We start from the raw sequence: 26,404 nt of genomic DNA, 5'->3' as shown, positions 1-26,404 counted from the left end.
TAGCGTAGCTATGAGTAAAATTCCAGTAACGGCTGTATTTGATATCGGCAAGACGAACAAGAAGTTCTTCCTTTTTGATGAAAATTTAACCGAAGTACACAGTTCCTATACGCGCATAGATCCTATTCCCGACGAAGATAATTTCCCTAGTATGCCTTTGGCACCACTTGAAGAGTGGATGCTGAGGACATTTAAGGAAGCGCTTAAGTCTCCGGAATACCAGATCAAGCGTTTAAATTTCTCCTGTCATGGAGCTTCTTTCGTGCATACAGATGAAAATGGCATTCCTGCCACTCCACTTTATGATTACCTGAAGCCTTTTCCGGAAGATCTTTTGAGTAGGTTCTACGAAGAAAATGGTGGCAAAATGACCTTTTGCCGAGCTACCTCTTCTCCTCCTTTGGCAATGCTCAACTCAGGTTTGCAATTATACTTCATCAAGTACGCTAAGCCAGATTTCTTCAAAAACATTAAACATTCTTTCCATTTCCCTCAGTACTTGAGCTTCTTATTTACGGGAGAAATGGTATCTGATTATACGAGCATTGGATGTCATACAGGACTGTGGGATTATGAAGCAAACGATTACCATGCATGGGTAGACAGAGAAGGTATCCGAAAGTTACTTCCACCAATTGTACCCGGAAATACACTGTTAAAGACTAAACCAGAACTTGGAAACATCCCTTGTGGGATCGGAGTGCATGATTCTTCCTCAGCATTACTTCCTTATATCAAGCAAGAAACAGAGCCTTTTGCTTTACTTTCTACGGGCACCTGGGCTATTTGCATCAACCCATCAAACAAGACCAAGCTAAAGAAGAAAGAACTTAAAAGTGATTGCCTACAATTCCTCAGTATCAAAGGAGACCCTATTAAAATTTCCCGACTTTTCATTGGAGAGGAGCACAAATACCAAGTAGACAAACTGTATGAGCACTTCCAGATGCCCCTTGGCACCTATAAGAAATTGAAATTCAGCGCAACTCTTTTTGAAAAAGTAAAAGATCACAAAGGCAAACGCATACATTTCCATTACCTCAAACCAGGACATTACGACTTAGAACAAGCCAATGAAAATAATTGGTCACGTTTCACCGAATTCAACGAAGCGTATTACACCTTCATTCATGAGCTCACTGACCTGCAAACTGCAGCGATAAAACTTGTCTTAGACAATGCCCCGGTAGGCAGACTATTCATAGATGGAGGTTTCAACGCCAACGATATCTTTGTAGAGATGCTTCGCAAAAAGCTTCCGGAATTGATGATAATTCCAAGTGATTTCCCAAATGGCTCCGCATTAGGTGCTGCCATGCTGGTATCAATGGACTAGATGGCTTAATTTACATTACCAATGAAATCAAGCAAATCACAAGCAATACCTAAAGCGATGAGGATTCTCCATGTGAGATTCCCCCTAAACAATAGCTATCAGTTCGGGAATGGCTATGTGGCCTATAAAAATCAATTATAAACAGATGAAAAAAGACGTCCCACATATAGGCTTGTTTATCCCTTGCTACATAGATCAGTTTTATCCAAATGTAGCTATCGCTACACTTGAACTATTAGAAAAGCTTGGCTGCAAAGTCACCTATCCGCTGGGCCAAACCTGTTGTGGACAGCCGATGTCTAACGCTGGTTTTGAAGCAGATAGCGAGGGAACTACATCCAAGTTCATCAGTGATTTCGCCAAGTTTGACTATATCGTCGCTCCTTCTGGCAGCTGTGTATTGCACGTCAAAGAGCACTCACCTAAGGTGGACAAACTCAAGAAAAACCAAGAACACGTACAATCAAACATCTACGAACTAAGTGAATTCATTACCGACGTGCTGAAAGTTGATTCGATCAAAGGTAGCTTTCCTCACAAAATCGGTTTCCATGCTTCTTGCCATGGACTTCGAGGTTTGAGATTGGCAAGTGATTCTGAGCGAAACGAACCGCCTTTCAACAAAACCCTTCAATTGATGAAGGATTTGGAAGGATTGGAGGTAGTGGAGTTAACCAGAAAAGATGAATGCTGTGGATTCGGAGGAACTTTCGCTGTAAGCGAAGAAGCCATCTCCGTTCAAATGGGCAAAGACCGAATCGCAGATCACGTCGATAAAGGCGTAGAAATTATCGTGGGTGGAGATATGTCATGTATAATGCATATGCAGGGAATTGCCACACGGGACAAAGACAACGTACAACTAATGCATTTCGCAGAAATCTTAAACCAAGTCATCTCATGAGCCATCCAGAGAATGCAACGGTATTTCTGAAAGATAAAGAACGTGCCAAATGGCATGATGACACACTTTGGATCGTTCGCCAAAAGCGTGATGTAACGATACATCAGATCCCCGAATGGGAAAAGCTCCGAGAACTCGCATCCCAAATAAAAGACCACACCCTTTCGAAGCTTGACTTCTACCTTGAAGAGTTAGAGAAAAATGCTACCGCAAATGGCATCAAAGTTCACTGGGCCGAAAATGCTGAAGAGCATAATAAGATCATTGGAAAAATCCTTGACGAAAAGAATTGCAAAGCGATTGTCAAGAGTAAATCCATCCTTACGGAAGAGTGTCATTTGAATCCATTCTTGGAAGAAAAGGGCATTGAAGTGGTAGATACAGATTTGGGAGAGCGGATTATTCAGTTTCTAAAACAACCGCCAAGTCATATCGTGATGCCGGCTATCCACTTGAAAAAGTCGGATATCTCAGATATTTTCCACGAGAAACTACATACAGAAAAAGGTAACGTAGACCCAGTTTACCTTACCCATGCAGCTCGACTACACTTGCGTGAAAAATTCCTGCAAGCCAAAGTTGCTATCACAGGAGTCAATTTCGCTATTGCAGAAACTGGGGAATTCGTGGTTTGTACCAATGAAGGTAATGCCGATATGGGCGTTCACTTGGCCGATACGCATATCGCTTGCATGGGAATAGAGAAACTTATTCCTAGAAGAAAAGACCTGGGTGTATTCCTTCGGCTTTTGGCTAGATCAGCCACAGGACAATCCATTACGAACTATAACTCGCATTTCAGAAGTCCATCACCAGGCAAGGAACTTCACCTGATCTTGGTAAACAACGGTAGGACTAAACAGCTTGCAAGAGAGAAATTCAGAAATTCCCTGAAATGCATCCGTTGTGGCGCATGTATGAATACCTGTCCGATCTATCGACGAAGCGGTGGATTCAGTTACGGAAGTACCGTACCAGGCCCAATAGGCTCCATACTTTCTCCAGGAATCGATCTTAAGAAATATAGCACCTTGCCTTTTGCCTCCACACTTTGTGGTAGCTGCACAGACGTATGCCCTGTTAAAATCAACATTCACGAGCAACTTTACGAATGGAGACAGGAAATCACTAAAGCACAAGGAGCATCTTTGAAAGGACTATCCATGAAATTGGCTAATGGTATTTTCAAAAGCCCACTGGCTTATAAGGTTTCTGGTAAACTAATGCGTGCTTCTCTGAAAACACTGCCAGATAGCATCATCTACAACCCATTGAATGCATGGGGAAAAGGCAGAAATCTACCAAACTTACCAGAAGAATCATTCAAAGACTGGTACAAAAAGAACAGAAACAAATGAGCAGCAAAGCATCCATATTAGCAGCGATCAAGGGATTGAACATGAAAGAGAAACCTCTTCCAGAGATTCCTGATTTCGATGTTGCACCAGATCTCATAGAAGCTTACACTCATTCTCTAAATGGCAATAAAGGAACCGTGGTGAGTAAAGAGGAACTTGAGCAGTTGATAGCCGAAACTGGTTTTCCTAAAATCTACAGCTCCTCACCTTCATTTGCTACTTTCACCAACTGTGAATTACCACAACACCCTGCTGATTTTGCAGATCTTGATCTGGCGATTATAGAAGGACAATTTGCTTCGGCAGAGAATGCTGCAATCTGGCTGGATGAAAGCAATTTAGATCTCAGAGCAATTCCATTTATCACAGCGCATCTGGTGATTGTGATCAAGAAGGAAAATATCGTGGGAAATATGCATGAAGCTTATAAGCGAATCGGAGCTACTAAATCAGGCTTCGGTGTATTCATTGCTGGACCTTCCAAGACAGCTGATATTGAGCAGTCCTTAGTGGTCGGAGCTCATGGAGCAATGAGTCTAAGAGTAGTAATTCTTTAGCTCAACTTTTTGGACAACTTAAAGCAATTATGCCCTTCTCCTGAACTGCTATATTGTAAATCAAAATTAATTTTGTCTGCTATTCTTTTGCATAGCGGCAATCCTACTCCAGTTCCTTTTTCTTTCTTAGTACCATAAGAGGTTCTTGCTCTGAAAGAAAACAGTTCTTTTTGCTCAGCCTTTGTAATTGTTACTCCCTTATTGCAAACCTTCCAACTCAACTTCTCCTCTATTATCCTAAGGTCTAGATTAATAGTTGAGTTCACAGGAGAAAACTTTATAGCATTATCCAGTAGGTTTTTAAGAATGATTTTTATCTCATTGATTTCTAATGAAATATTTCTATCATCACCTTCTATCGAGGTTTCAATGGACTGATTTTTCTCCTTGGCCTGAACCAGCATCATTTCGCTCATTTCCTGAGTAAGTTCTTTCAGGCTAATCTGATGAAGCTGAATAGGCGTATCCTCCAATTCAGTCATTACCCAACTTAACGTATTGTTTAATACCTTATTCAAATGGAAGCTTTGGCCTTTCAAATTGCGGAGAATTTGCTCCATTTCTCCAGGTTCAAAAGCATCTTTGTCAACAAGTCCAAGTGTGGTATGAAGCATGCCAATAGGGTTTTTTAAATCATGTGAGAGCAAGGCAATTAGCTTATTTTTCTGATCATTAAGCATCTTCACTTCCTCAAGTGACTCCTCTTGTCTTTGCTTTATTTTATTAAGCAATTGACTTTGGTTTTGATAACTTTTAATAAAAAAATGTAGGACCGTAAATACAAACATACTAATCCACATGATCGTGATAGCATGATCAATAAACTGATTTTCAGGACCATCATAATAATGGACAACTTCTATATAGCCTTTGGTTTCAGCCAAAAAGAGAAGAAAAAACATGGATAATGATCCAATAAACCAAGCAACTTTAAGCCAGCCTTGAATTAGCAAGGAAGAAATTACCAGCAACAAGAAAAATGCATAAATGGTGGGCCCGTCATTTCCATCATTATAGAGGAAATTGAAGCATATGACTACGTGAGCCAAAACCAACAAAATATTAACAGCTAGCTGTACCTTACCATATTTAGAAACTAAATAATAGGCTATTATAAAAGGAAATGAAAGTCCTATTTTAACCCAAACTATCACAGGAGACATCCCCAGAATTATATCTGAAATACCTAGCAGTAATAATAACACGAAGGCTAAAAATGAAATTATAATAGCTATTTGTTTCTGGATGTATTCCAGATTGGTAACATTCTCCTCAGAAAGCATCAAGCCTTTGGTAAGCAGCATAAAAATCTTTTAGACTAAATTAAATCGCAAATTATAAAACTCAGTCAAATTTAGAGTCTGAGCAAAAGAAAATTATGGCAAAAATTCCAATTTCATTCTAGTTACCATAAACTTAAACCATAGAATGAAGGGCTATACGATTGCCTTCCGAATCCAAAAACACACCCATATAGCCATACTCGGGCGAAATCATCTTTTTAGGAATCTGAACAGTCCCTCCAGCTTCTTCCGCTTTTGCCAGCTCAATAGATACGTCTTCGGAAGAAAAGTAGATTAGGGTGCCTGCAAGATTACTAGTTTTATAAAACTCCTTATTATAAACCAAGCTCCCCTCGGCTCCCTTCCCCCCTCCTTCTCCAGGGAACATTGCCATTTGAAAATCACCCATATCAAGTTTGTGGAGAGTACAATCAAACACCTTTTCGTAAAAAGATATTGCTCTATCCATATCGGATACAGGAATCTCGAACCAACCTACAGTTACTTTTCTCATGAGCTATAAAATTTAAAAATTACAACATTTATAAAGCTAGAGCCCCTCTATATCAAACTCTAGTAAGTTTAATTGGATAAGTCTTTCCTGCATTCCACTGACACACGTAGATATTTTCATCTTGATCTATGCATACATCATGACAATGCTTGAAAATAGATTCTGACTGCACCATCAATTGAAGTTCTCCATTTCTATATTCTGGTGCTGTTCCCCCCGGATTAGAAACCACTTTATTGTCTTTATCCAAAATAGTCACAAAACCTGAATCTGGAGTTTGCTCCAAGTAGCGAAGTCTCGACCAACACACTCCTGCATAGAGATTATCCCCATGAATTACTGGACGACACACAAATGCTCCCGGTAAAAAGATAGTTTCCATGTACTCGCCTTCCATAGTAAAACGCTTAAATGAGTTGTGACCACGGGAAGTACAAAGTAAGGTTGGTGCTTTTCCTCCACGCTGGTCTACCGTGATTCCATGTGCTGTACTAAATTGTGCATCACCGGATCCGCTACCACCGAATTTTCGGATAAACTTTCCGTTTTTGTCATAGTGCAAGAAAAACTGAGAACCATAACCATCCGCAATGTATAAGTCCCCATTAGGAGCTACGGTTGTTTCAGTAGGGACATAATTCATTTTCTCAGTATAAATCCCTTCTGTCACAGGCGCGGCTATTTCCGCTACTATTGTACCATCCAAAGTAGTTTTAACCACTCTTCCAGCATTATCAGACACCCAAAGGTATTCTGCATCGCCTTCATCCACTAAGGTCAAACCATGGGCACGATCCATTCCTAGTGTCCAAGAATTAAGATACTTCCCTGATTGATCGTAGATTATGACATTGTTTTTAAGCTCGTCAGTCACCATGATCATCCGGCCTTTACGATCCATTACCATCTCGTGGCAGTTGTTTACAGGCACTTTGGCTGGATCTAGCATCCCCCATTTAGGGTCAACTTGATATTGAAAATTTCCGTGACCGATTACCCTGTCACGGTTTTGGGCAAATGTAAAAGAAGGTGAAATAGACATAGCAAGTCCCATCAGGGAGGTATTTTGGATAAACTTTCTTCGATTAGAATTCATAGGTACAGGGTAAAGCTTGAATTTAAGGATTACAATCGAAAACTGAATAATAATCCATATTTTAGGTCAACCCTAATTTCAAATAAAGATGAAAACACACATAAAACTATCACTTTCGTTACTTTTTATACTTTCACCGTTCCTGCAAATCCAAGCACAGGAAGTGGCCCTTCAACTCTATTCTTTGCGCAATGAAATGAAGGTAGACCCTGTGAAATATCACCAACTGATATCAGACTGGGGCATCTCAGCTCTGGAAGGTGGGGGCGGATACGGCATGTCGGATTTTGAATACGCCAAGCTTCTCGATGACAACAATCTTCGTGTCATCGGAGTAGGTGCAGATTATGATCAGCTCACAAAAGACCTAACACCGATAATTGATCAAGCGAAAAAATATGGAGCTAAGTACGCCACCTGCTATTGGATACCTCACAAAGACGGACCAATTTCTATGGAAGAAATCAAAATAGCGACTGCTCTCTTTAATGCTGTCGGCGAAGAACTTCAAAAGAAAGGAATTACATTTTTGTACCACCCTCACGGCTATGAATTTGCAAAGGATGGTAAAGGCGTCGCGTTTGATTACATGCTTAAAAATGCTAAAAACTTTAGCTTCAACCTGGATGTATTCTGGGTGAAAATGGGTGGTGGTGATCCATTGAAAATCATGAAAAAATATCCAGGCAAATTCCCTGTGCTCCATTTGAAAGATCGCCGAAAAGGAACTCCAGGGTCAAAAAATGGTCATGGGGATGTAGAAACGAATGTTATACTCGGATCAGGAGATATTGATATAGCAGGCATTATACAGGAAGCCAAAAAGCAGGGCACAGCGTATTTGAGCATAGAAGACGAAAGTTCCAGATCAGTCACTCAGATTCCAGTGAGTGTCGCTTTTATTAAGCGTGAACTTGAAAAGAAATAATCCCTTAGGCCCTTAGAGTTCAATTGTAAAAATTGACTTAGATTGCCTCTATTATAAATCCCAAAACAATTAGTGAACTCATGAAAATCAACAAACTCTTTTTATCGGCATTTGCCTTCATTCTCTTTTTATCGTTTTCTACGACCTCCTTTGCGCAGCTACAAGCTCCAGCTCCTAGCCCGTCAGCCTACGTTTCTCAAAATGTCGGCTTCACCAAAATCAGCATTGACTACTCTTCACCTGCAGTAAAGGGAAGAAAAGTATTCGGTGAACTGGAAAAATATGGTGTTACTTGGAGAGCTGGTGCCAATGGCCCAACGATCATCGAATTCAGCACAGGAGTGAAAATTGCAGGTAAAAATCTTGCAGCCGGCAAATACACTCTTTTCATCACTCCACAGCAATCTGGCGACTGGACAATCCACTTGAATAGCAAAGCAAATGCAGTTTTTGCTTATATGAAAGATGGAAAAATCGACGAAGAAGCTATGGCTAAAGATGATGCTGTAGCTATCAAAGTATCTCCAATTGCAGCTCCTGAAACATTTGAAAGACTTGCTTACTTTATCTCAGCTGAAAACAATAAGGTAGCTTCAGTTACTTTTATGTGGGCAGATGTAATGCTTTCATTTGAAGTAGATACTCAAGTAGATCAAAAAATAGAAGGTTTTAAAGGTCAATTCTAAACTAGAAATCCCTTTACAAAACATCAAAGCCCGGATTCAATTCGGGCTTTTTTTATGTGTTTTTACCACAGGGAGCGCGGAGTCCCATTGATTATTGGGATAAACTGAAGATACTATTCCACCGTGGTCTCTGTCCACACAGACCTTTGGGATTGATCTAAATGATCCAAAAACTTCTCAGGCATTTAGTTCGATTTCAAAAGCACCTTGATCTGCTCTTCTATTTCCATTGCTATTTCTTCAGCTTCTAACATCGGCATGCCTTCGCTTAACCCAGGACGTAAATGTCCAGTAGATCTAAGCCAAGCATCTCGAAGTATCGCCTGGCGTTTTGAAACCAGCATTAGTACTTCTTCTCCATTGGCAAATGAGGCTATCGCCTCATGTATGTCTGCAAATTCCATCACTTCCGATTCTCCAATACCTAGCAAAATCTCATTTGCCATCAACCAATGCCCAATTTCCCCTGGGTGTACTCCATCTTTTGCTAAGTAAAAGGCAGAATCCAATCCACGCTGATCTTCCAAATACTTTCGCATAGGCCAGTGGATATCTAGTACCTTCCACTCGTCAGTATATCTTCTGGACAGCAACCAGTCAGAATAGCTATCCAGCACATTTGCATAAGCCGCTCCTTTCAGAGGATCGAAGATGGGTGGTGTAACGAAAATAGCATGTGCTCCAATTGCTGTAATTTTGGCATCCAACCAGTTGATTCCATCCTTGTACTTTTGAAATCGCTCCTCATCCAGCGGCAAATAAATCCCATCGTTCATTCCGTAATTCACAAAAACCACATCAGGTTGAAGTTGCTCAAACACCCGATCCAAGCGCTCATGAAGATCCGGTCTAGGAAATGCACCCCCGGCATGATTATCCTCAGATAGTCCAGAAACAGTCTCACTTGGCAAGCCAACATTGATCCACTCTAAGTCACGATCAGGATGCTTCAATCTATGATAAGTCTCCACGTAGCTGATGTATTGGCCGGCATATGTGATGCTATTTCCCAAAAAAACTATTCTCTGTGCCTCCTCAGGGATGGAGTAATCTGTCTGCGAAAAAGCAGAAACATTGAAAACTGTAAAGAGTAAAAAAACTAAAGCAACTCTATTCATGATGGAAGTTTTGGTATAAAACATGTATTAAATCTCAAGTTAAACAGATTATTATGCACTCCAGCAAATTCTCCACTCATGAAATATTCATTTGTGTGCATCGCTAGAGCAAAGTATCTTCACCTCCAATTCTTATCAATTGGCAGGATATTTTAAAAATTTTTATAAAAAGAAATGGCTTCAGGATTATTTGCACTACTAGATGATATAGCTACGCTAATGGATGACGTAGCAGTAATGAGTAAAGTGGCAGCGAAGAAAACAGCTGGGATTTTGGGAGATGATTTGGCCGTGAATGCTGAAAAAGCTTCCGGATTTGTCTCCGACCGGGAAATCCCCGTGCTCTGGGCGATCACCAAGGGATCACTACTGAATAAAGCTATTATTCTCCCCTTTGCATTTTTGCTCAGCGCTTTTGTTCCCGCTGCGGTTACAATTATCCTTATCCTCGGTGGGCTGTACCTAGCTTATGAAGGAGCTGAAAAAATTTATGAATACATCGTCCCGCATAAGCACAGCGTGGATATTAGTTTAACAGAAAAGCTTACCAAGGAGCAAATTCTAGCCAAGGAAAAAGAAAAGGTAAAATCAGCTATTGTCACTGACTTTATACTTTCGGTAGAAATCGTAATTATCGCATTGGGTACTGTCGTTGAAGAACCTATCCTGGAGCAAATTCTTGTCGTAACCATAATTGCCTTAATCGCTACGGTAGGTGTCTATGGAATCGTCGCTGTGATCGTTCGCATGGATGAATTCGGCTATAGATTGATTGCCATGAATGATAGGGAAGACAGCTTTTCTGACAAGGTTGGTCTTTTGCTGGTCAATGCACTTCCAAAAATCATCAAAGCCATGGGCTTTATCGGAACGATAGCTTTGCTCTTGGTTTCTGGTGGGATTTTCGTTCACAACATTGACTTCTTCCACCATCTTTTTCCATCAATTCCCGGCATCATCACGGAATTCCTAGTCGGATTAGTCATAGGATTTATTGTCTGGGGGATTATTGAGTTGGGAAAAAAACTCTTCAAAAAGAAATAGACAAGGCTTTCATACTCATCCTAAACAGCTCCTGTACAATTTGCTGAGTATTCTTGATGCTTGTGATTATCTTATACTTTTCAACCAAAGTATTTTAGATGAAAACTCCCAATCGCTACTTAGCTATTCTTGTCACACTGATTCTTTTACCTTTTTCTGCCCATGCTCAGAAAGTTGAAGGAACAACCCATACTTTTTCCGCAGACTATCAAAAACCTGTATTTGAAACAGACCAGCGAGCAGAGAAGATCAAAGAAATCTTGCCGGAACTAGAAGCTCTGATGGCTAAATACGCCAAGGAAAATCATATTCCAGGAATTGCCTATGGCATAGTCGTAGACAATGAATTGACCATAGCATCAGCTACAGGATTGCTCGATGTAGCGAAAAATACCCAAGCCGAAACGACTTCTGCATTTAGAATTGCCTCGATGACGAAGAGCTTTACGGCGATGGCGATCATGAAACTTCGGGATGAGGGAAAACTTGCACTCAATGATCCTATTGCCAAATACATTTCTGATATGGCAAAATTGCAATACCTCACTGAAGACGCTCCTATCATAGACATAGAAAACCTCTTGACGATGACCGCTGGATTTCCGGAGGACAATCCTTGGGGGGACCGGCAGCTTGACGAGCAAGATCAGATGCTTCTAGATATGATCAGCGAAGGAATTTCTTTCGCCAATGCTCCTTCTATGCAATTCGAATACAGCAATACTGGCTATGCTATCTTAGGTCACATCGTTTCTAAAGTCTCCGGCCAATCGTACCAAGAATACATCAAAGAGAATATTCTACTTCCACTGGGAATGACTCATACGTATTGGGAAATCGACGGTGTTCCTCAAGGTGAATTGGCTATTGGCTACCGCTGGGAAGATGAGCAATGGAAACTTGAACCTATGCTGCATGACGGATCTTTTGGTGCTATGGGTGGCTTGATTACCTCCATTGAGGATTTTAGCAAATACGTGAGTTTGCATCTCTCTGCTTGGCCAGCTCGAAATGGAGCAGAAACTGGCCCAGTTAAACGTAGTTCTTTACGGGAAATGCAAACCCCACAATTTCCCCGACTAAATTCCAATGGCGACTGCGCTATCATGGGCGGCTATGGTTTTGGATTGGGCATTTCTCAAAACTGCAATGGTACCAAATGGGTGTCCCACGGAGGAGCTTTGCCTGGATTTGGCAGTAATTACCGATTTTTTCCTGAGTTTGGGATTGGGATTATGGCCTTTTGCAATCTGACTTACACTACACCTTGGCCACTTGCCGAGATTGAAGATCTCCTATATAGCAAGGGAATCATGGTACCTAGAAGTTTACCAGTTTCAGAGATTCTAGAAACACGCAAAAATCAGTTGGTAATTCTAATTCAGACTGGTAACAAAGGATTGGAAGAATCTATTTTGGCTGAAAATTTCTTCCTCGATAGATCGAAGGAGCATCGCTACTCGGAATACAAAGCTATTTTGGCGCAAGCCGGAGAAATCAAAAATATCACTGCTCTACAACCTAACAATCAACTTCGCGGCAGCTTTACATTAGAAGGAGAAAATGGCGATGTGGAAATTTTCTTTACACTGACGCCCGAGAAAGACCCGAAGGTTCAGCAACTCGATATAAACTTCAAAAAGAAAAAATAAAGTGACTTCATTCGGCTTTTTTATCATAGATCAAAAAAACATATATGTATATACATTTATTTTCTAAACACTGAACTTTACGATGCTTGCCGTGTTTAGTGTCTATTGCTTCTGAGTGAAAGCTCAGGACTTTGAAAACTGAACCAACATATTATGCAAGTATTAGAAAATTTGAATTGGCGATATGCCACCAAATCAATGAACGGAACTCCCGTTCCACAAGAAAAAGTAGATTATATCCTAGATGCTATTAGACTTTCAGCCTCTTCCTCAGGATTGCAGCCTTACGAGATTTTGGTGATCACTGATCAGGAAGTAAAGGAAAAAATCAAGCCTATTGCTTGGAATCAGAGCCAAATCACAGATGCATCACACGTGCTTGTATTTGCTGCCTGGGACAATTACACTCCTGAGCGTATCAACGGCGTATTCAAATACAACAATGAGCAGAGAAATCTTCCAGACTCTGTCACGGATGATTACCGCAACATGCTTTTGACAAGCTATACTGCAAAAACTGCAGAAGAAAACTTCACTCACGCAGCGAAGCAAGCTTACATAGCACTTGGCACGGCACTAATCGCTGCAGCTGAGCAGGAAGTAGATTCTACTCCTATGGAAGGATTTGATCCTGCAGCATTGGATGAGATCTTGGATCTAAAATCCAAAGGACTCCGAAGTGTAGTGGTGCTACCACTTGGCTACAGAAATGAAGAAGGCGACTGGCTTGTCAACATGAAGAAAGTTCGTACTCCAAAAGAGAAATTTGTAACAGTTGTCTAACTGAAGCAAATTCCACAGATATAAAGCGGATTGGGTTAGCACTCAATCCGCTTTTTTATTTTAAGCTAAAAGGTATTGATCAGAAATAAATAGTTTGGTAAAAGAAATTTATTAGTTTTAAATCAGTTAAAATTTAGTCAAGCACTTCAAGCAAGAACGGCAAATAACCAAGCGTTAAGCTTTAGCTGGTATGCAACAAAGAGAATGGCTAATTCATTGGTTCGTCTAGCCTGGCAGAGGGATGAATTTCACCAATCAGATCAGCTAGTTTAATTCTAAAACCCGTAAATCTGTCAGTATGATATCTGCATTCATTTCCGCATTTTTCTTCTTATCCATTTTTTTAACCCAGCAAGACATCGGAGTAGAGCATGTATATCTTGATCGTATCAATACATCGAGCATTGCTGATCAAGTCATCCATTTTGATCTGAAGGAGGACTTTACTAATATTCAAGACCTGGTGATTACTCAAGATTTCTATTTTATTTCCCCTGGTGAAGAAAAGTCTAAAGGCTTTTCAACATCCGTATCCAAATTGGATAAATCAGGAAAGTACTTGGGAGAAATCTATAGGTCAGAGACTGGGTCACTAATTAGTGATCTTGCATATAATCCATCGACAAAAAGTTTAATTATTTCTCATAATCAAAAAATAGTTTTGCTTAACGTAGTTACCAATAAGATTATAAAAGAAGTTGAAATAGACAAGCGAATCACAAGAACAAAAATATTCAAGAGCAAATTATATGTAGCTGGGTTTAACTACACTGATGATTCAGAAATTTACTACCTAGACATCTATGATCCGTTAAGTCTAAAATTGATTGAGACTAAAAAAGAAATGAAGTATGTTCTAGCAGACAAAGCTTTTAGACACTCCTCTCTTTCATCAAAGGGAGATGAATTATTTGTATCAATGGGTGCCGTTAATGAGATTTATTCTTCAGCAGATGGATTCAAAAAGCCAATTATAACTTTTAAAAATATTTACAAAAACAAGCCTTCTCTTGGAAATATATTATTCTCTTCAAATCAAGGCTTAGTGGGAAAATTTGCAACAACTGGATTCAAATATTTAAATAACTATTACATTTATTACTATGATTTAAATGCGAAAAAACAATACTTAAGTAAAACAGGAGAAAACTCTGGATTATATGATGATATTAATAATATAGGGCACATTAGAAATCCTAGATTCACAAATGCAAATGAATATATGTTTTCAACTAAAAAAGATAAATTAAATGAAAAAGGGATTACAGTTATTCTGCTTAAGATTAAGTCTTAGTCTATTAAGTCTATTTGCAGTAAGTTGTTCTTCTCCCAAAAGCAGCGAATTAGAAACTTTTGACCTCCCAAAAACAAAAAACATGATATTTTCATTTATTCCGTTACTATTCACCCTCATGAGTTTCAGTACTCAGCAGGATATTATCGTAGAGCACAATTACCTTGATCGTATCAATGTGTCAAGCATTGCTGATGAAGTAATCATTTTTGATCTGGATAAGGATTATAATATTATTAGAGATGTCGTAATTACTGAAGGTAACTATTTTATCACACCAGTTGAGAAGGACACTGATGTATTGGCACTATCAGTTTCTAAATTAGATAAATCAGGCAAATATATCGAAGAAATATATAGATCAAAAGAAGGAATACCAATAGTTAACATCACTTATGACCCAACGAAAAAAAGTCTAATTATCTCTCACAATAAAAAAATTGTTTTATTTGATGTGGTGAATAACAGAATTATAAAAGAAGTTGATTTTAAAAGAGGTATCAATGGATTCAAAATTTTCAAAAACCGTCTCTATGTTGTGAGCTTGGAAATCACCGAAAAAACAAAGACTTATTATTTAGAATCCTATGACCCTTCAAATTTAAATTTAATTAAAATTGAAAAGACGATGCAGTATGAAGTTGGCTCTAGTAGATCAGGCCGAAACACTTCTATGTCTTCAAGTAAAGATGCGCTTTATATTTCCATGGGAGAAGTCAATGAAATATATTCTTCAGCAGATGAATTCAAAAATCCAATTATAACATTCAAAAATATTTATAATAAAAGACCATCTTATAATAACATCATCTTCTCGTTGAATCAGGGCATAATTGGAAAATTTACCACGACAGGATTTAAACATTTAAATAACTGGTATGTTTATTTTTACGATTTAAAATCCAACAAACAATACTTAAGTAAAACAGGGAGTGATTCTGGTCTTTATGACGATATTAATAATTCAGGATATTACGTCCCGAATTTTACAAATTCAAATGAATATATGTTCTCATCAAAAAAAAATAAACTAAATGAAAAAGGGATCAAAGTTATTCTACTTAAGATTAAGTCTTAGTCTATTAAGTCTATTTGCGTTAAGTTGCTCTTCCCCGAAAAGTAGCGAATTAGAAACTTTTGACATCCCAAAAGATGGAGAATCTGAATTTCAGCTTTCAGACCTTACTGAATCAGTCGAGTATATAGCTCTTGAGACCAATGAAGAGTCCTTTTTGAGATTAATCCAAGATGTGAAATTCTACAAGGATAAAATCTATGTAGTTGATTTTCCAGGTAAAATTCTTGTTTTTGACAGGAAAGGGAAATTTTTAAATCAACTAGGGAAAACAGGTGAAGGCCCTGGCGAATTCTCTAATGTCTCATCACTTGTAATAGATGAAGAATCAGAAACAGCCTATATCGCCTCTGGAAGAAGACTGATCTCATACACATTGGACAACGAATATATCGGTGAGAAAAAAATGCCTTTTTTCATTGATTACCTAGACATGGTAGATAACAGTCTGAGTCTTATAGCTGCTGAGGACGGTGTTAAATCTGGCGACAAATTTGTAAATCAACGTTCCTTGTTTAAGTTGGATAAGGACTTAACTATTACTGATTCACTCCCACTACTTCACATTGAAATGGATCAGCAAACAGGAGCCTCATATCCCTATAAGAATTATATTTCAAAGGTTGACAGTGAAGATTTCATTTACACGCCAGTTCTTATCAATGAAAGTATGATTAGAGATACATTGTTCAGGTTTGAAGACAATATATTGAATCCCTTTATAAAACTAAATTTCGCTCCACCATTGCTAAATGAAGAAGGCAGCAAATTGATTATTATCAAAAATGTCATGCTGTCTGCAAACTATTTACTTTGCGAATACAATAGAGAAGGCAGTAGCATGTTTTATATTGGAGCCAGAAAAAGTGATTTCTCAGTTAATGTAACCGACGGTTTTTTAATTGAAGATGAAGAGATTGTAACGCTAAGACCATTTGATTTGTCAAAGGATCAATTCTATTTTATTAAAACCTATAATTTCTCTGATGTATCAGAAGAAGAACTAAATCCAATCATTGGGATAGTCACTCTTTAAGCGAAATACCAAGTCTGAAATCTGACAAATTTGTTATTAATACAATCCGATTGCTATACCTAATAATTATAGGGAATCAGGCTAGTTGTCAAATTTTCTATGACAAATAAGATCCGAAGGATTGAGACCATTCATAACCCTCGGCATAGCCGGGGGGTGGAACTAATACATGATAGGAGCCCTGAAAGGGCGGAACTATAAAGTCACGCCCTTTCAAGGCTCGAAATCCTAACAATTATTTTGCCCTGCATCCCGATAATTATCGCGGACGTACAGGGTCATGAATAGTCTTGCTCCTTCGGAGCTATTCATAGAATTAATTATTAGCTGCCAATTTTTTTTTGATTGAATTTGTATTACGGTAGCATAGTGGATAATCATAATAAGCCTTTGGAATGATCAGCTGTTTTGATATTTCTTTAACTTTAAGTAAACGAGGTCGCAAAAAACAATTTCATGTCCGCATCCAGACGAAAGAATATCCAAACCCAAAGCTCCAAAGAATTTACAGGAATTGATTTGAAGAAACCAGCGCTTTATGCAGCAGGACTTATTGGAGTAAAAGTAGCTCTTCAGCACACGTTCAAGGAAATGGGAGTTATAAAGTCCTTCCAGACACTTGCGCATATGAACCAGGAAGATGGCTTTGACTGCCCTGGCTGTGCGTGGCCAGACCCTGAAAATAGATCGAAGCTGGGAGAATACTGCGAAAACGGGGCAAAGGCTCTGGCTGAGGAAGCAACTTCCAAAGTGGTGGATAATGCATTTTTCTCAAACTATTCCATTCAGGAAATTTCCAGTTGGTCAGATTATAAAATTGGCAAAAGCGGTCGCTTGGTAGCTCCAATGATCTTGAAACCAAACTCAAATCACTATGAAGAATGCACTTGGGAAGAAGCTTTTAGAGTGATCTCAGATCATCTTCATGCTCTAGCCATTCCTGACGAAGCCATCTTCTACACTTCTGGAAGATCGAGTAACGAAGCAGCATTTTTATACGGACTTTTCGTCAGAGCTTTTGGCACGAACAATATGCCTGATTGCTCCAATATGTGCCATGAATCCAGCGGAGTCGGACTTTCCGAAACGCTCGGAATAGGAAAAGGCTCGGTGAAACTTGAAGACTTTGATAAAGCCGAAGTGGTCATTGTCATGGGTCAAAATCCAGGAACGAATCATCCAAGAATGCTTTCTGCACTAGAAAAATGCAAAAGTAACGGGGGTAAAATCATCTGTATCAACCCTCTTCAGGAAGCTGGTCTGATTCGATTTAGAAACCCACAGGAATTCAGTGGAATGATTCTGAATGGCCACGGTTTGACTGATATTTTTCTTCAGGTAAAAATCAATCAGGATGTCGCGCTTTTAAAACTGATTGAGAAAAAGCTGGTTGCTTTGGACAAGATTGACGGGAAGGTTTTTGATCATGAATTTATCGAGAAGTACACCGAAGGCTACGAATCACTTTTGGCACATCTGGACAAGCATACTGAAAAGGAGCTACTAGAACTCTGTGGCGTGGACGAGAAATTGATTGACGAAGCAGTTGTTCTTTTAGCCAAGAAAAGCAAAATCATCATCTGCTGGGCGATGGGACTCACTCAGCATAAAAATGGGGTAGAAAACATCAAAGAATGCGTCAATCTACTTTTGCTGAAAGGGAGTCTTGGCAAACCTGGAGCGGGGACCTGCCCAGTGCGAGGGCATAGCAATGTGCAAGGCGACAGAACCGTCGGCATCATGCATTACGTTTCTGAGGAACTGAATGCAGCGATCAAAAAGACTTTTGGCTTCGATGCTCCCGATCATGAGGGAGTAGATGTAGTCAAAGCAATTCCTGCCATGCATGAGGGAAAAGCAAAGGTTTTCGTCGCATTAGGAGGCAATTTCGTGTCTGCTGCGTCTGATACAGAATACACTGCAAAAGCACTTCAAACCTGTGACCTCACGGTGCAGATCAGCACCAAGCTAAACCGAAGTCATTTGATCACAGGTAAGACAGCTTTGATTTTACCCACATTAGGAAGATCTGACAAGGATCTGAAAGACGGAAAGCAACGGCATTTTACCGTGGAAAATAGCATGGGAATAGTCCACCAATCTAAGGGCTTCCTTGATCCAATTTCGGATGACCTCAAAAGTGAACCGGAAATAGTAGCAGGAATTGCCTCGGCCTACTTCAAAGGAAATCATCCTGTAAAATGGAAGTTGCTTGGTTCGGATTATGAATTACTCCGCGAGAAACTCGGCGAGGTGATCGCTGGATTCAAGGATATGAATACAAAGTCGAAAGGATCTGGATACTATCTTCCAAACAATGTGCGAGAGCTGGATTTCAGCAACCTCCCGAATCAAAGAGCCCAGTTTAGCAACACCGAACTTCCAATTCATAACTTAAAGGAAAACGAATACCTGTTGATGAGCATACGCTCACATGATCAATTCAATACGACTATTTATGGCTTGAACGACCGGTACAGAGGCATTCATAATGAGCGCAGGGTTCTTTTCATGAACGAAGCTGACATGGCTCGGGAAAATTTCAAAAAAATGGACGTGGTCAATATCATGAGTAATTATGATGGTCAAGAGCGAAAAGTTTTCCAATTTTTAGTCATCCCATACCACATTCCTAAGGGTAATTTGGCGGCCTATTTCCCAGAAACAAATCCATTAATTCCTATCCAAGAATACGCTGACAAAAGCAATACACCGATCAGTAAGTCGGTGCGAGTGAGTGTGGAGAAGGCTTAGGTTTGTGAAAAGTAAGAGGTGAAAGTTGAGAAGTAGAAGGTAATAAGTAAAAGGTAGTGGTTGAGGAAAAAGTAAGCGGTAAGTCGTGATTTTTGTAAGTTGTGATACAGATATTACCGTTAATAGTTTAACAGGTGTTGCTTCACTTCATTTTTTTTAATTTATCCAGATACTCGTTCATATCTTTTATCAACGTTGTCCCCATGTCAAACATCTCGTCCTCAAAACGATCATGTCCCGTTATCTCTGAGTCGATAAGTTTGCTGTCTTTAAAATAATAGCGTCCGACAAAACTAGTTTCTAGATTTGTGTAGTCGAATTTGGATGTGCTGTCGTTGTAAGGAAATCCTTCTAAAAGTTCATATGTAAAAATCAATTTCCCATCAGTGAAATAATAGTCAAAGGTTTCTATTCCGAATGAGAGTCCGGTTTTTGCTGTAATTTTTTGAATCTGTCCATTTTCAAAATACCCTATAAGTTCTCCCCCACCGTCTGTCATCTGAGTCATGAATTCTTCATTTTCTAGAATCACTTTCTCTAATAAATTGTCTTTGTTAATACGTTCGACTCTTTTGATCAGGTCTGGATATTTTTGAGATATATCCTGTCCTGATAGAATTGAGCTATTCAGGAGAAAAATTATTATTAATATACCACTGAGCCTGCTCATTCTTTTTCGGTTTTCTAAAACAATGCGCAATAAGTTACAATTTTTTATGAAATCCATTTCGTAACAAAATCACCCCCCTAGCACCAATACAGGTTAGTATTGAAAAAGATAATTGCTATTTTAAGCCATACTTAAAATCATCTTTAGGTAAAACCCAACTTATCCAAAATAACCTTAAACAATTATCATGAAATCCAAACAATGGAAAACACTGGTGCTTGCTGTCATTGTCATGACAATATGTACTTATCTTTTTGTTTTCAGAGAAGGAAAACTTGAACCCAGCTTGGCAAAAGTGCCATTCGTATTTTGGACAGGCTTCCTTGTCACCCTACTTGTAGTATTTGCAACCTTCATAGGCTCAAAAGTTTTTCCATTTGAAGACCCGAAGAAGCAATGATTGGATGGTTAGTATTTTTCTTCTCGCTATTCATAGCCATGCTCGGCTATGCTTCTTACCGCTCCTATAGTAAAGAAAGAACCTCGGACGATTTCATCTTCGCTGGTTCAAACATCGGTACGATATTAGGATTCCTGACTTTCTCAGCAGCGTTATTCTCTGCATTCACCTTTATGGGAATGCCGGATTTCTTCCGAACTCACGGCGTAGGAGCATGGATTTTCCTTGCCTTATCAGATGCATTGATGGTCTTTTTCCTGATTTGGTTTGGATTTGCGCTACGCAAAAGAGCAAGTATAAACGGATACAAAGGCGTCGCTGGACTAATGAAATCTTGCTATGGAAATTCCTTCGCTGGCTATTTAGTCTTCGCAAGTGCCTTTCTCTTTTTGATACCTTATGTAGCTATACAGATTCGCGGGATATCCATATTCTTAGACGCAGCCTTCCCCGACATGCTTCCTTACTGGTCATGGTCAGCACTTTTGGTCTTCATCATGCTGATTTATTCAGAAATCGGTGGGCTCAAAGCCATCGTGTATAGCGATGCAATTCAAGGAGTAATCATGCTTACAGTGATTTGGATTATCGGCGTGACTTGCCTGCAAATGAGCGGAGGACTGGAAGCTGGACTTGAAAAAGTATCAGCGACAAACCCAGATTTACTCACGCTTCCTGGTCCGAAAGGATTGTTCACCAGTCCATTTCTGATCGCTTCAGCGATTGCTATTATTCTGATACCAGTTTCTCAACCTCAGTTCACAACGCGATTGGTGGTGATGAAAAACCTAAAATCCGTACACAGAATGGCCTATGCGGTAGGTATTTTCGCCATGTTGGTGATTTTACCAACGGCCTTCATCGGACTATATGGAGCAATCAAATATCCTGATGCGAGCACTGCAGATTTCCTGACAAATGCGTTGTTGTTTGATCAAGCCGTTCCGGTCGCTGCTTTAGCAGTGGTTGGTTTATTTGCCGCCTGTCTTTCTACAACCAACGCTCAGATTTTTGCTTTGGGCACCGAACTTAGATCTCTACTTTCTGGCTCTGACAAAACCAATATGCGTATTACCAAGATTTCCATCATGGTCTTTTCGCTGATCGTATTAGTGTTCTCTACTTATATGAGCGACGAACTCGTTTTGCTGGCACGTGTGAGTTTCACCGGCACATCTATGATCGCACCAGTAGTATTGGGAGCAGTGATTTTCACTAAACCTCCAAAATCCTTAATTGTGCTTTCTACGCTTGCTCTAGCCACTTTTATCGCTTCGCTTTTAGAAATAGTTCCGGGGAAAATAGCTGGTCAACCTATTGATTACTTGATGTACGGAGTCTTATTTATAGCAACTGCCGTCATTATGATCACACATTCTCAAACACAAAAGAAACAACATGCAACTCAATCCTAACTTTTCCATAAATGACCTTGAAGTTCAACTCAAACGATTTTGGGAGCTTTCTGGAGAAAAAATAAACTTGATAGAGACATCATTTGATACTGCGAATGGTGCTCCTGTTTTTACAGAAAAAGGAAAATATGTCACAAGAGGCTGGACGGAATGGACTCAGGGATTCCAGTACGGTTCGGCAATTCTCCAGTTTGACGCCACGGGAGATGAGCAGTTTTTGAAAATCGGCAGAGATAATACCTTGAACAAAATGGCTCCGCACCTCACGCATACTGGTGTGCATGATCATGGTTTCAACAATGTGAGTACCTATGGAAATCTACTTCGACTGATCGAAGAGGGGAAAATTGAAGGTGCTGCTTGGGAGAAAAACTTCTACCAACTTGCCCTTAAAGTAAGTGGAGCTGTGCAAGCTATGCGCTGGACTCCAACTCAAACCGGTGGTTTTATTTATTCATTCAATGGACCACATTCCTTATTTGTGGACACGATTCGCTCGTGTAGAGCTTTGGTCGTTTCTCATGGATTGGGACATGTATTGCAGGGAGAAAACGACAAGCGAATCTCACTGATTCAGCGAGCTATTCAGCATATTTTGAGTACCGTTCGCTATTCGATTTACTACGGAAATGGTAGAGACACCTATGATGTCTCTGGTAGAACTGCTCATGAAATCATCTTCAACACCAATGATGGAAATTACCGCTGTCCAAATTCTCAGCAAGGCTACACAGGTTTCAGTACCTGGACTCGTGGTTTGGCGTGGGCTATTTGTGGTTTAGGAGAAACATTGGAGATTTTAGATCAAATCGACGAATGCGATTATTCTGAGATCATTTCTAAAAATGACTTGATCAAAGAACTGACTGAAGCTGCAAAAGCTACAGCTGAATTTTACTTGGCAAATACACCTACCGACGGCATTCCATATTGGGATACTGGAGCGCCAAATTTGCATAAAATGGGAGATTATCTGAACGAGAAATCTGATCCTTACAATGCCCATGAGCCAATCGATTCTTCCGCCGCATGTATCGCTGCGCAAGGATTTATCCGAATTGGCAATTGGATGAAATCAACGGATCAAGAAGCTTCCGAGCGATATATCCAGACAGGTATGCAGCTCGCTAGTGCTTTGTTCAGCGAGCCTTATTTATCCACTGATCCAACACACCAAGGATTGATTTTACATTCCATTTATCATCAGCCAAATGGCTGGGATCATCGCCCAGACCCTACGAAAGCTCCATACGGAGAATCATGCATGTGGGGAGATTACCATGCGCGAGAACTAGCATTGTTGCTTCAGCGCATGCAAAAAGGAGAGAATTATTACAGCTTCTTTAACTGTGTAGGCAAATGAGCACTGGAAAATACAAACCACAATACCCACGAGTTGCCCAGCTGAAAACAGGAGAGCATCTTCGTGACCATCTTACCAAAGAAGGTATAGCGATGGGTTTTGATGAAGAGTTAAAAACCGGAGATAACTCTCCTTTTGCGAAAGCTCATACCACGCGAGCCGGCAATACCATAGGAAATGCTTTCTGTATTCTTCCGATGGAAGGATGGGATGGCACCACGGATGGCAAACCTACCGAACTCACCAAAAGACGCTGGAAGAACTTTGCGATCAGCGGAGCCAAATTACTTTGGGGATGCGAAGCGGTAGCGGTACAACCTTCTGGAAGAGCCAATCCTAACCAACTTATGATCAACGAGCAAAATCTAGGAGATTTCGATGAGTTGTTTAAAATGGTTGAGAACGAACACAAAGCGGCATTCGGGAATTCAGACGACCTGCTCACAGGCCTGCAACTAACGCATTCAGGCAGGTTTTGCAAACCGAATAGCAAAACTCAAATGGAGCCGAAGATTCTTTACTCTCATCCAGTGTTGAATAAGAAGTTTGGTCTGGCCGACGATTACCCGCTGATGACTGATGGAGAAATATCCGAGCTGATCGATGCCTATGTGATCGCGGCAGTTCGCGCACAGAAGACGGGATACAAGTTCGTCGATATCAAGCATTGCCATGGATATTTGGGACATGAGTTCCTGAGCGCCTACGACCGTGAAGGTAACTATGGCAAGTCACTCGAAAACAGAACCCGTTTCATCCGAGAAATAACAGCGGGAATCAGAGCAGAAGCGCCAGGATTAGAAATTGGTGTACGCATGAGCATTTTCGACTGGGTGCCATTTAAGCAAGGACCTGAAGGAACTGGAATTCCAGCTGCCGAAAGTCCTTATAAGTACTCTTTCGGAGGAAATGAATCAGGCATAGGTGAGAATCTATCGGAATCTTTTGAGTTTTTGAAAGAACTGGAAAAACTTGATATAGAATTGCTTTGCACCACTGCAGGCAGTCCATATTACAACCCACACATACAGCGACCAGCACTTTTCCCTCCTTCTGATGGTTACATGCCGCCAGAGGATCCTTTGCATGGAGTCGCCCGACAGATCGATGCGGTGGCAGAAGTAAAGAAAGCATTCCCAAGTTTCTACACCGTAGGATCTGCCTACTCCTATTTGCAGGAATGGCTACCGAATGTTGCTCAAAATGTATTGGAAACAGGAAAAGCGGATTCAATCGGCTTAGGAAGAATGGTACTGAGTTATCCAGAATTACCAGCAGATGTATTGGCTGGCACACCGATGAAACGTGCAAAAATCTGCCGTACTTTCTCTGATTGTACCACTGCACCGAGAAATGGAATGATCTCAGGCTGTTTTCCGCTGGATCCTTTTTACAAAAAAATGGAAATACACGAAACACTTAAAACGATCAAAGCATCATGAGTCGAGTAGCATTAGTCACTGGCGGAAGCCGCGGAATCGGTTTGGGAATCGCAAAAAAACTCGCTGAAGAAGGCTTTAATCTGGCGATAAATGGAGTTCGTGAAGAGGCGAGTGTAAGAGAAGCCTTGGAGGAATTGAGAGGATTTGGCGTACGGGTGGAATACCTTCAAGGAAATATTGCTTCTGCAGAGGATCGTGAAGCCATCGTTTCAGGGATGATCGCTAAGTTTGGGAAAGTCGATGTATTGGTAAACAATGCTGGAGTAGCTCCGAGAACGAGATCTGATATTTTTGATATTACAGAAGACGATTTCGATCACTTGATGAACATCAATCAAAAGGGCACTTTCTTCTTGACTCAAGCTATCGCAAAATGGATGTCAGAACTTAAAGTAGCCACGCCTGATTCTGAAATCTCAATAATTAACGTGACATCTATTTCTGCCACAGTTGCCTCCAAGACTCGGGCTTCTTACTGTATGTCCAAGGCTTCATTAGCTATGCTTTCTAAAGTTTTGGCTGTGAAAATGGCAGAATTTGGAATCCCGGTTTATGAGATCCGACCTGGTGTGATAGAGACAGATATGATCGAGAAAGTTCGCGAAACCTACCACCAAGGTGTGAAAAACGGAATGACGCTAGAACCTAGAATGGGAGTTCCAGAAGACATTGGAAAAGTGGTTGCTGCCTTGGTGAGAGGAGATTTGCCTTATTCTACTGGTCAGGTGTTTTGCGTAGATGGAGGAATGACTATCGCTAGGATGTAGCAGGAATTATATAGAATTAGTATTGAAGAGAGTTTCTTGAATTTCTTTGCATTTCGGGTAGAAAGTCATTTTCCATCAGCAAGCGAGGATGACAGGAAATCGAAATCACCTCCTCTTTACTGTTTATGATATTCTATATCTCTTTAGCTTATCGTAACTGACGTAAATTTCTTCAACTTTAGTTTGAAGAAATTTACGGTTCAAAAGAATTTCATTTTGTAGTTTTATGATGGCTATTCATGCAATTTCTTATCCTCTGCTTGTATAGTCTGTCATTCGCAGACCTAAGCATTAAATATTTTCCTGGTGAAGAAAGAGCAAAACAAAACCTCTGTACTGAGCGGAAAATCATTATTAAATCAAACGTCTAAGAAAATCAATTCTATAATTTTCAGCCCTCATTTAGTATAAAAACGTAATAAACCGTAAAAAAATTGAACAATTGATATCAATTCACGTTGACTTTTACTTAATTCGCTAACCACAGCTCATACCTAATAAGATTGATTTTCAGCAAAGCCATATATAGCATCATTGCCTTTGGGTTTTTAGTTATACTAACTTCCCTTTTGGTTGTGCCTTCTGTTATCGTGTCAGCTATAGATGAGGAAGCGGATATTTCTATGGTATATTCTTTTGCAGAAGAAGAGACTAAAGAGCATGAAGTCAAGGTATCTGCAAATCTGGACGATTATATTTTTACAAGTACCTATTTAGACGAAAGAGCATTCTCTGAATTAATTACAATAAAATTTAGCAATGTCGGCTATTTGACGGCCATACATCACGTTGGAATTATCGTTCCTCCCCCGGAGTTTTCCTGATTTTTTCTCTCTCCCTGACACCTTTTTCTGTCATTTGAGAGCAAACTAAACACACAGGCAGCACGCTTGTTTTTACTAGTGCAGGAATTTTAACTCATAATTTAA

At 40.0% G+C, this 26,404-nt stretch carries 24 protein-coding genes; 19 read left to right on the top strand and 5 right to left on the bottom strand.

Features of this window, described 5'->3' with window-relative positions; translation table 11 throughout:
- Positions 1-10: 10 nt before the first annotated feature.
- From BM291_RS09955 to BM291_RS09940, 4 genes are all read left to right on the top strand, one after another.
- The gene (locus tag BM291_RS09955) at positions 11-1,336 is read left to right on the top strand and encodes an FGGY-family carbohydrate kinase (RefSeq protein WP_092896839.1); all 1,326 of its coding nucleotides are present in this window, start codon (positions 11-13) and stop codon (positions 1,334-1,336) included.
- Positions 1,337-1,481: 145 nt separating this feature from the next.
- A complete protein-coding gene (locus tag BM291_RS09950; protein WP_092897093.1) occupies positions 1,482-2,240 on the top strand; it encodes a (Fe-S)-binding protein in 759 nt (252 codons plus the stop codon).
- On the top strand, positions 2,237-3,598 hold the full coding sequence (locus BM291_RS09945; protein ID WP_092896837.1) for a lactate utilization protein B: 1,362 nt from the start codon (positions 2,237-2,239) through the stop codon (positions 3,596-3,598). The genes BM291_RS09950 and BM291_RS09945 overlap by 4 nt, the downstream gene beginning before the upstream one ends.
- The gene (locus BM291_RS09940) at positions 3,595-4,155 is read left to right on the top strand and encodes a LutC/YkgG family protein (RefSeq protein ID WP_092896835.1); all 561 of its coding nucleotides are present in this window, start codon (positions 3,595-3,597) and stop codon (positions 4,153-4,155) included. The genes BM291_RS09945 and BM291_RS09940 overlap by 4 nt, the downstream gene beginning before the upstream one ends.
- On the opposite strand, the gene BM291_RS09935 is transcribed toward BM291_RS09940, so the two are convergent.
- From BM291_RS09935 to BM291_RS09925, 3 genes are all read right to left on the bottom strand, one after another.
- On the bottom strand, positions 4,152-5,459 hold the full coding sequence (locus BM291_RS09935; RefSeq protein WP_092896832.1) for a sensor histidine kinase: 1,308 nt from the start codon (positions 5,457-5,459) through the stop codon (positions 4,152-4,154). The two genes, BM291_RS09940 and BM291_RS09935, sit on opposite strands and share 4 nt — an antisense overlap.
- A gap of 112 nt (positions 5,460-5,571) precedes the next feature.
- Positions 5,572-5,952, bottom strand: a complete 381-nt coding sequence (locus BM291_RS09930) for a VOC family protein (RefSeq protein ID WP_092896829.1) — start codon at positions 5,950-5,952, stop codon at positions 5,572-5,574.
- 52 nt (positions 5,953-6,004) lie between these two features.
- Positions 6,005-7,048 (bottom strand): NHL repeat-containing protein, encoded by a 1,044-nt coding sequence (locus BM291_RS09925; RefSeq protein WP_092896827.1) that lies wholly within the window; start codon positions 7,046-7,048, stop codon positions 6,005-6,007.
- A gap of 88 nt (positions 7,049-7,136) precedes the next feature.
- Between BM291_RS09925 and BM291_RS09920 the strand changes: the two genes are divergently transcribed.
- Both BM291_RS09920 and BM291_RS09915 read left to right on the top strand, forming a co-directional pair.
- Positions 7,137-7,976: a sugar phosphate isomerase/epimerase family protein gene (locus BM291_RS09920; RefSeq protein WP_092896824.1), complete on the top strand. Its 840-nt coding sequence runs from the start codon at positions 7,137-7,139 to the stop codon at positions 7,974-7,976.
- Between the two features lie 80 nt (positions 7,977-8,056).
- On the top strand, positions 8,057-8,662 hold the full coding sequence (locus tag BM291_RS09915) for a DUF2911 domain-containing protein (RefSeq protein ID WP_092896821.1): 606 nt from the start codon (positions 8,057-8,059) through the stop codon (positions 8,660-8,662).
- 185 nt (positions 8,663-8,847) lie between these two features.
- Here BM291_RS09915 and BM291_RS09910 read toward each other — a convergent pair whose 3' ends face one another.
- Positions 8,848-9,780: an SGNH/GDSL hydrolase family protein gene (locus BM291_RS09910; protein WP_092897091.1), complete on the bottom strand. Its 933-nt coding sequence runs from the start codon at positions 9,778-9,780 to the stop codon at positions 8,848-8,850.
- Between the two features lie 174 nt (positions 9,781-9,954).
- On the opposite strand from BM291_RS09910, the gene BM291_RS09905 reads away from it, so the two are divergent.
- The 7 genes from BM291_RS09905 (at position 9,955) to BM291_RS09875 (ending at position 19,418) form a co-directional block, all read left to right on the top strand.
- Positions 9,955-10,824 (top strand): DUF808 domain-containing protein, encoded by an 870-nt coding sequence (locus tag BM291_RS09905; protein ID WP_092896818.1) that lies wholly within the window; start codon positions 9,955-9,957, stop codon positions 10,822-10,824.
- 98 nt (positions 10,825-10,922) lie between these two features.
- Positions 10,923-12,476, top strand: coding sequence for a serine hydrolase domain-containing protein (locus BM291_RS09900; protein WP_092896815.1), 1,554 nt, complete (start codon positions 10,923-10,925; stop codon positions 12,474-12,476).
- A gap of 153 nt (positions 12,477-12,629) precedes the next feature.
- A complete protein-coding gene (locus tag BM291_RS09895) occupies positions 12,630-13,259 on the top strand; it encodes an NAD(P)H-dependent oxidoreductase (RefSeq protein ID WP_092896812.1) in 630 nt (209 codons plus the stop codon).
- Positions 13,260-13,557: 298 nt separating this feature from the next.
- Positions 13,558-14,553, top strand: a complete 996-nt coding sequence (locus tag BM291_RS09890; protein ID WP_092896809.1) for a hypothetical protein — start codon at positions 13,558-13,560, stop codon at positions 14,551-14,553.
- Complete coding sequence (locus tag BM291_RS09885) at positions 14,510-15,631, top strand: hypothetical protein (protein WP_139229073.1); 1,122 nt, start codon at positions 14,510-14,512, stop codon at positions 15,629-15,631. Before BM291_RS09890 ends, BM291_RS09885 begins: the two co-directional genes overlap by 44 nt.
- Positions 15,588-16,664 carry a 6-bladed beta-propeller gene (locus BM291_RS09880; protein ID WP_092896804.1) on the top strand — a complete coding sequence of 359 codons (1,077 nt, stop codon included), beginning with the start codon at positions 15,588-15,590 and terminating at the stop codon, positions 16,662-16,664. The genes BM291_RS09885 and BM291_RS09880 overlap by 44 nt, the downstream gene beginning before the upstream one ends.
- Positions 16,665-17,120: 456 nt before the next feature.
- On the top strand, positions 17,121-19,418 hold the full coding sequence (locus BM291_RS09875) for an FdhF/YdeP family oxidoreductase (RefSeq protein WP_092896801.1): 2,298 nt from the start codon (positions 17,121-17,123) through the stop codon (positions 19,416-19,418).
- A 142-nt stretch (positions 19,419-19,560) separates the two neighbouring features.
- Here the strand turns inward: BM291_RS09875 and BM291_RS09870 are convergent, their stop codons facing one another.
- On the bottom strand, positions 19,561-20,088 hold the full coding sequence (locus tag BM291_RS09870) for a hypothetical protein (RefSeq protein ID WP_092896799.1): 528 nt from the start codon (positions 20,086-20,088) through the stop codon (positions 19,561-19,563).
- Positions 20,089-20,275: 187 nt separating this feature from the next.
- On the opposite strand from BM291_RS09870, the gene BM291_RS09865 reads away from it, so the two are divergent.
- From BM291_RS09865 to BM291_RS09840, 6 genes are all read left to right on the top strand, one after another.
- On the top strand, positions 20,276-20,488 hold the full coding sequence (locus BM291_RS09865; RefSeq protein ID WP_092896797.1) for a hypothetical protein: 213 nt from the start codon (positions 20,276-20,278) through the stop codon (positions 20,486-20,488).
- Complete coding sequence (locus tag BM291_RS09860) at positions 20,485-21,903, top strand: sodium:solute symporter family protein (RefSeq protein WP_092896795.1); 1,419 nt, start codon at positions 20,485-20,487, stop codon at positions 21,901-21,903. The genes BM291_RS09865 and BM291_RS09860 overlap by 4 nt, the downstream gene beginning before the upstream one ends.
- Positions 21,887-23,266: a glycoside hydrolase family 88 protein gene (locus BM291_RS09855; RefSeq protein ID WP_092896793.1), complete on the top strand. Its 1,380-nt coding sequence runs from the start codon at positions 21,887-21,889 to the stop codon at positions 23,264-23,266. The genes BM291_RS09860 and BM291_RS09855 overlap by 17 nt, the downstream gene beginning before the upstream one ends.
- A complete protein-coding gene (locus tag BM291_RS09850) occupies positions 23,263-24,708 on the top strand; it encodes an oxidoreductase (RefSeq protein WP_092896791.1) in 1,446 nt (481 codons plus the stop codon). The genes BM291_RS09855 and BM291_RS09850 overlap by 4 nt, the downstream gene beginning before the upstream one ends.
- Positions 24,705-25,475, top strand: a complete 771-nt coding sequence (locus BM291_RS09845) for a 3-ketoacyl-ACP reductase (RefSeq protein WP_092896789.1) — start codon at positions 24,705-24,707, stop codon at positions 25,473-25,475. Before BM291_RS09850 ends, BM291_RS09845 begins: the two co-directional genes overlap by 4 nt.
- A 503-nt stretch (positions 25,476-25,978) precedes the next feature.
- Positions 25,979-26,299, top strand: coding sequence for a hypothetical protein (locus BM291_RS09840; protein ID WP_092896787.1), 321 nt, complete (start codon positions 25,979-25,981; stop codon positions 26,297-26,299).
- The last annotated feature ends 105 nt before the right edge of the window (positions 26,300-26,404 follow it).

It is taken from the genome of Algoriphagus aquimarinus (assembly GCF_900112005.1).
Taxonomy (GTDB): Bacteria; Bacteroidota; Bacteroidia; order Cytophagales; family Cyclobacteriaceae; genus Algoriphagus; species Algoriphagus aquimarinus.
The sequence above is the reverse complement of the archived record's forward strand: the minus strand, read 5'-3'. Positions and strand labels throughout refer to the sequence as shown.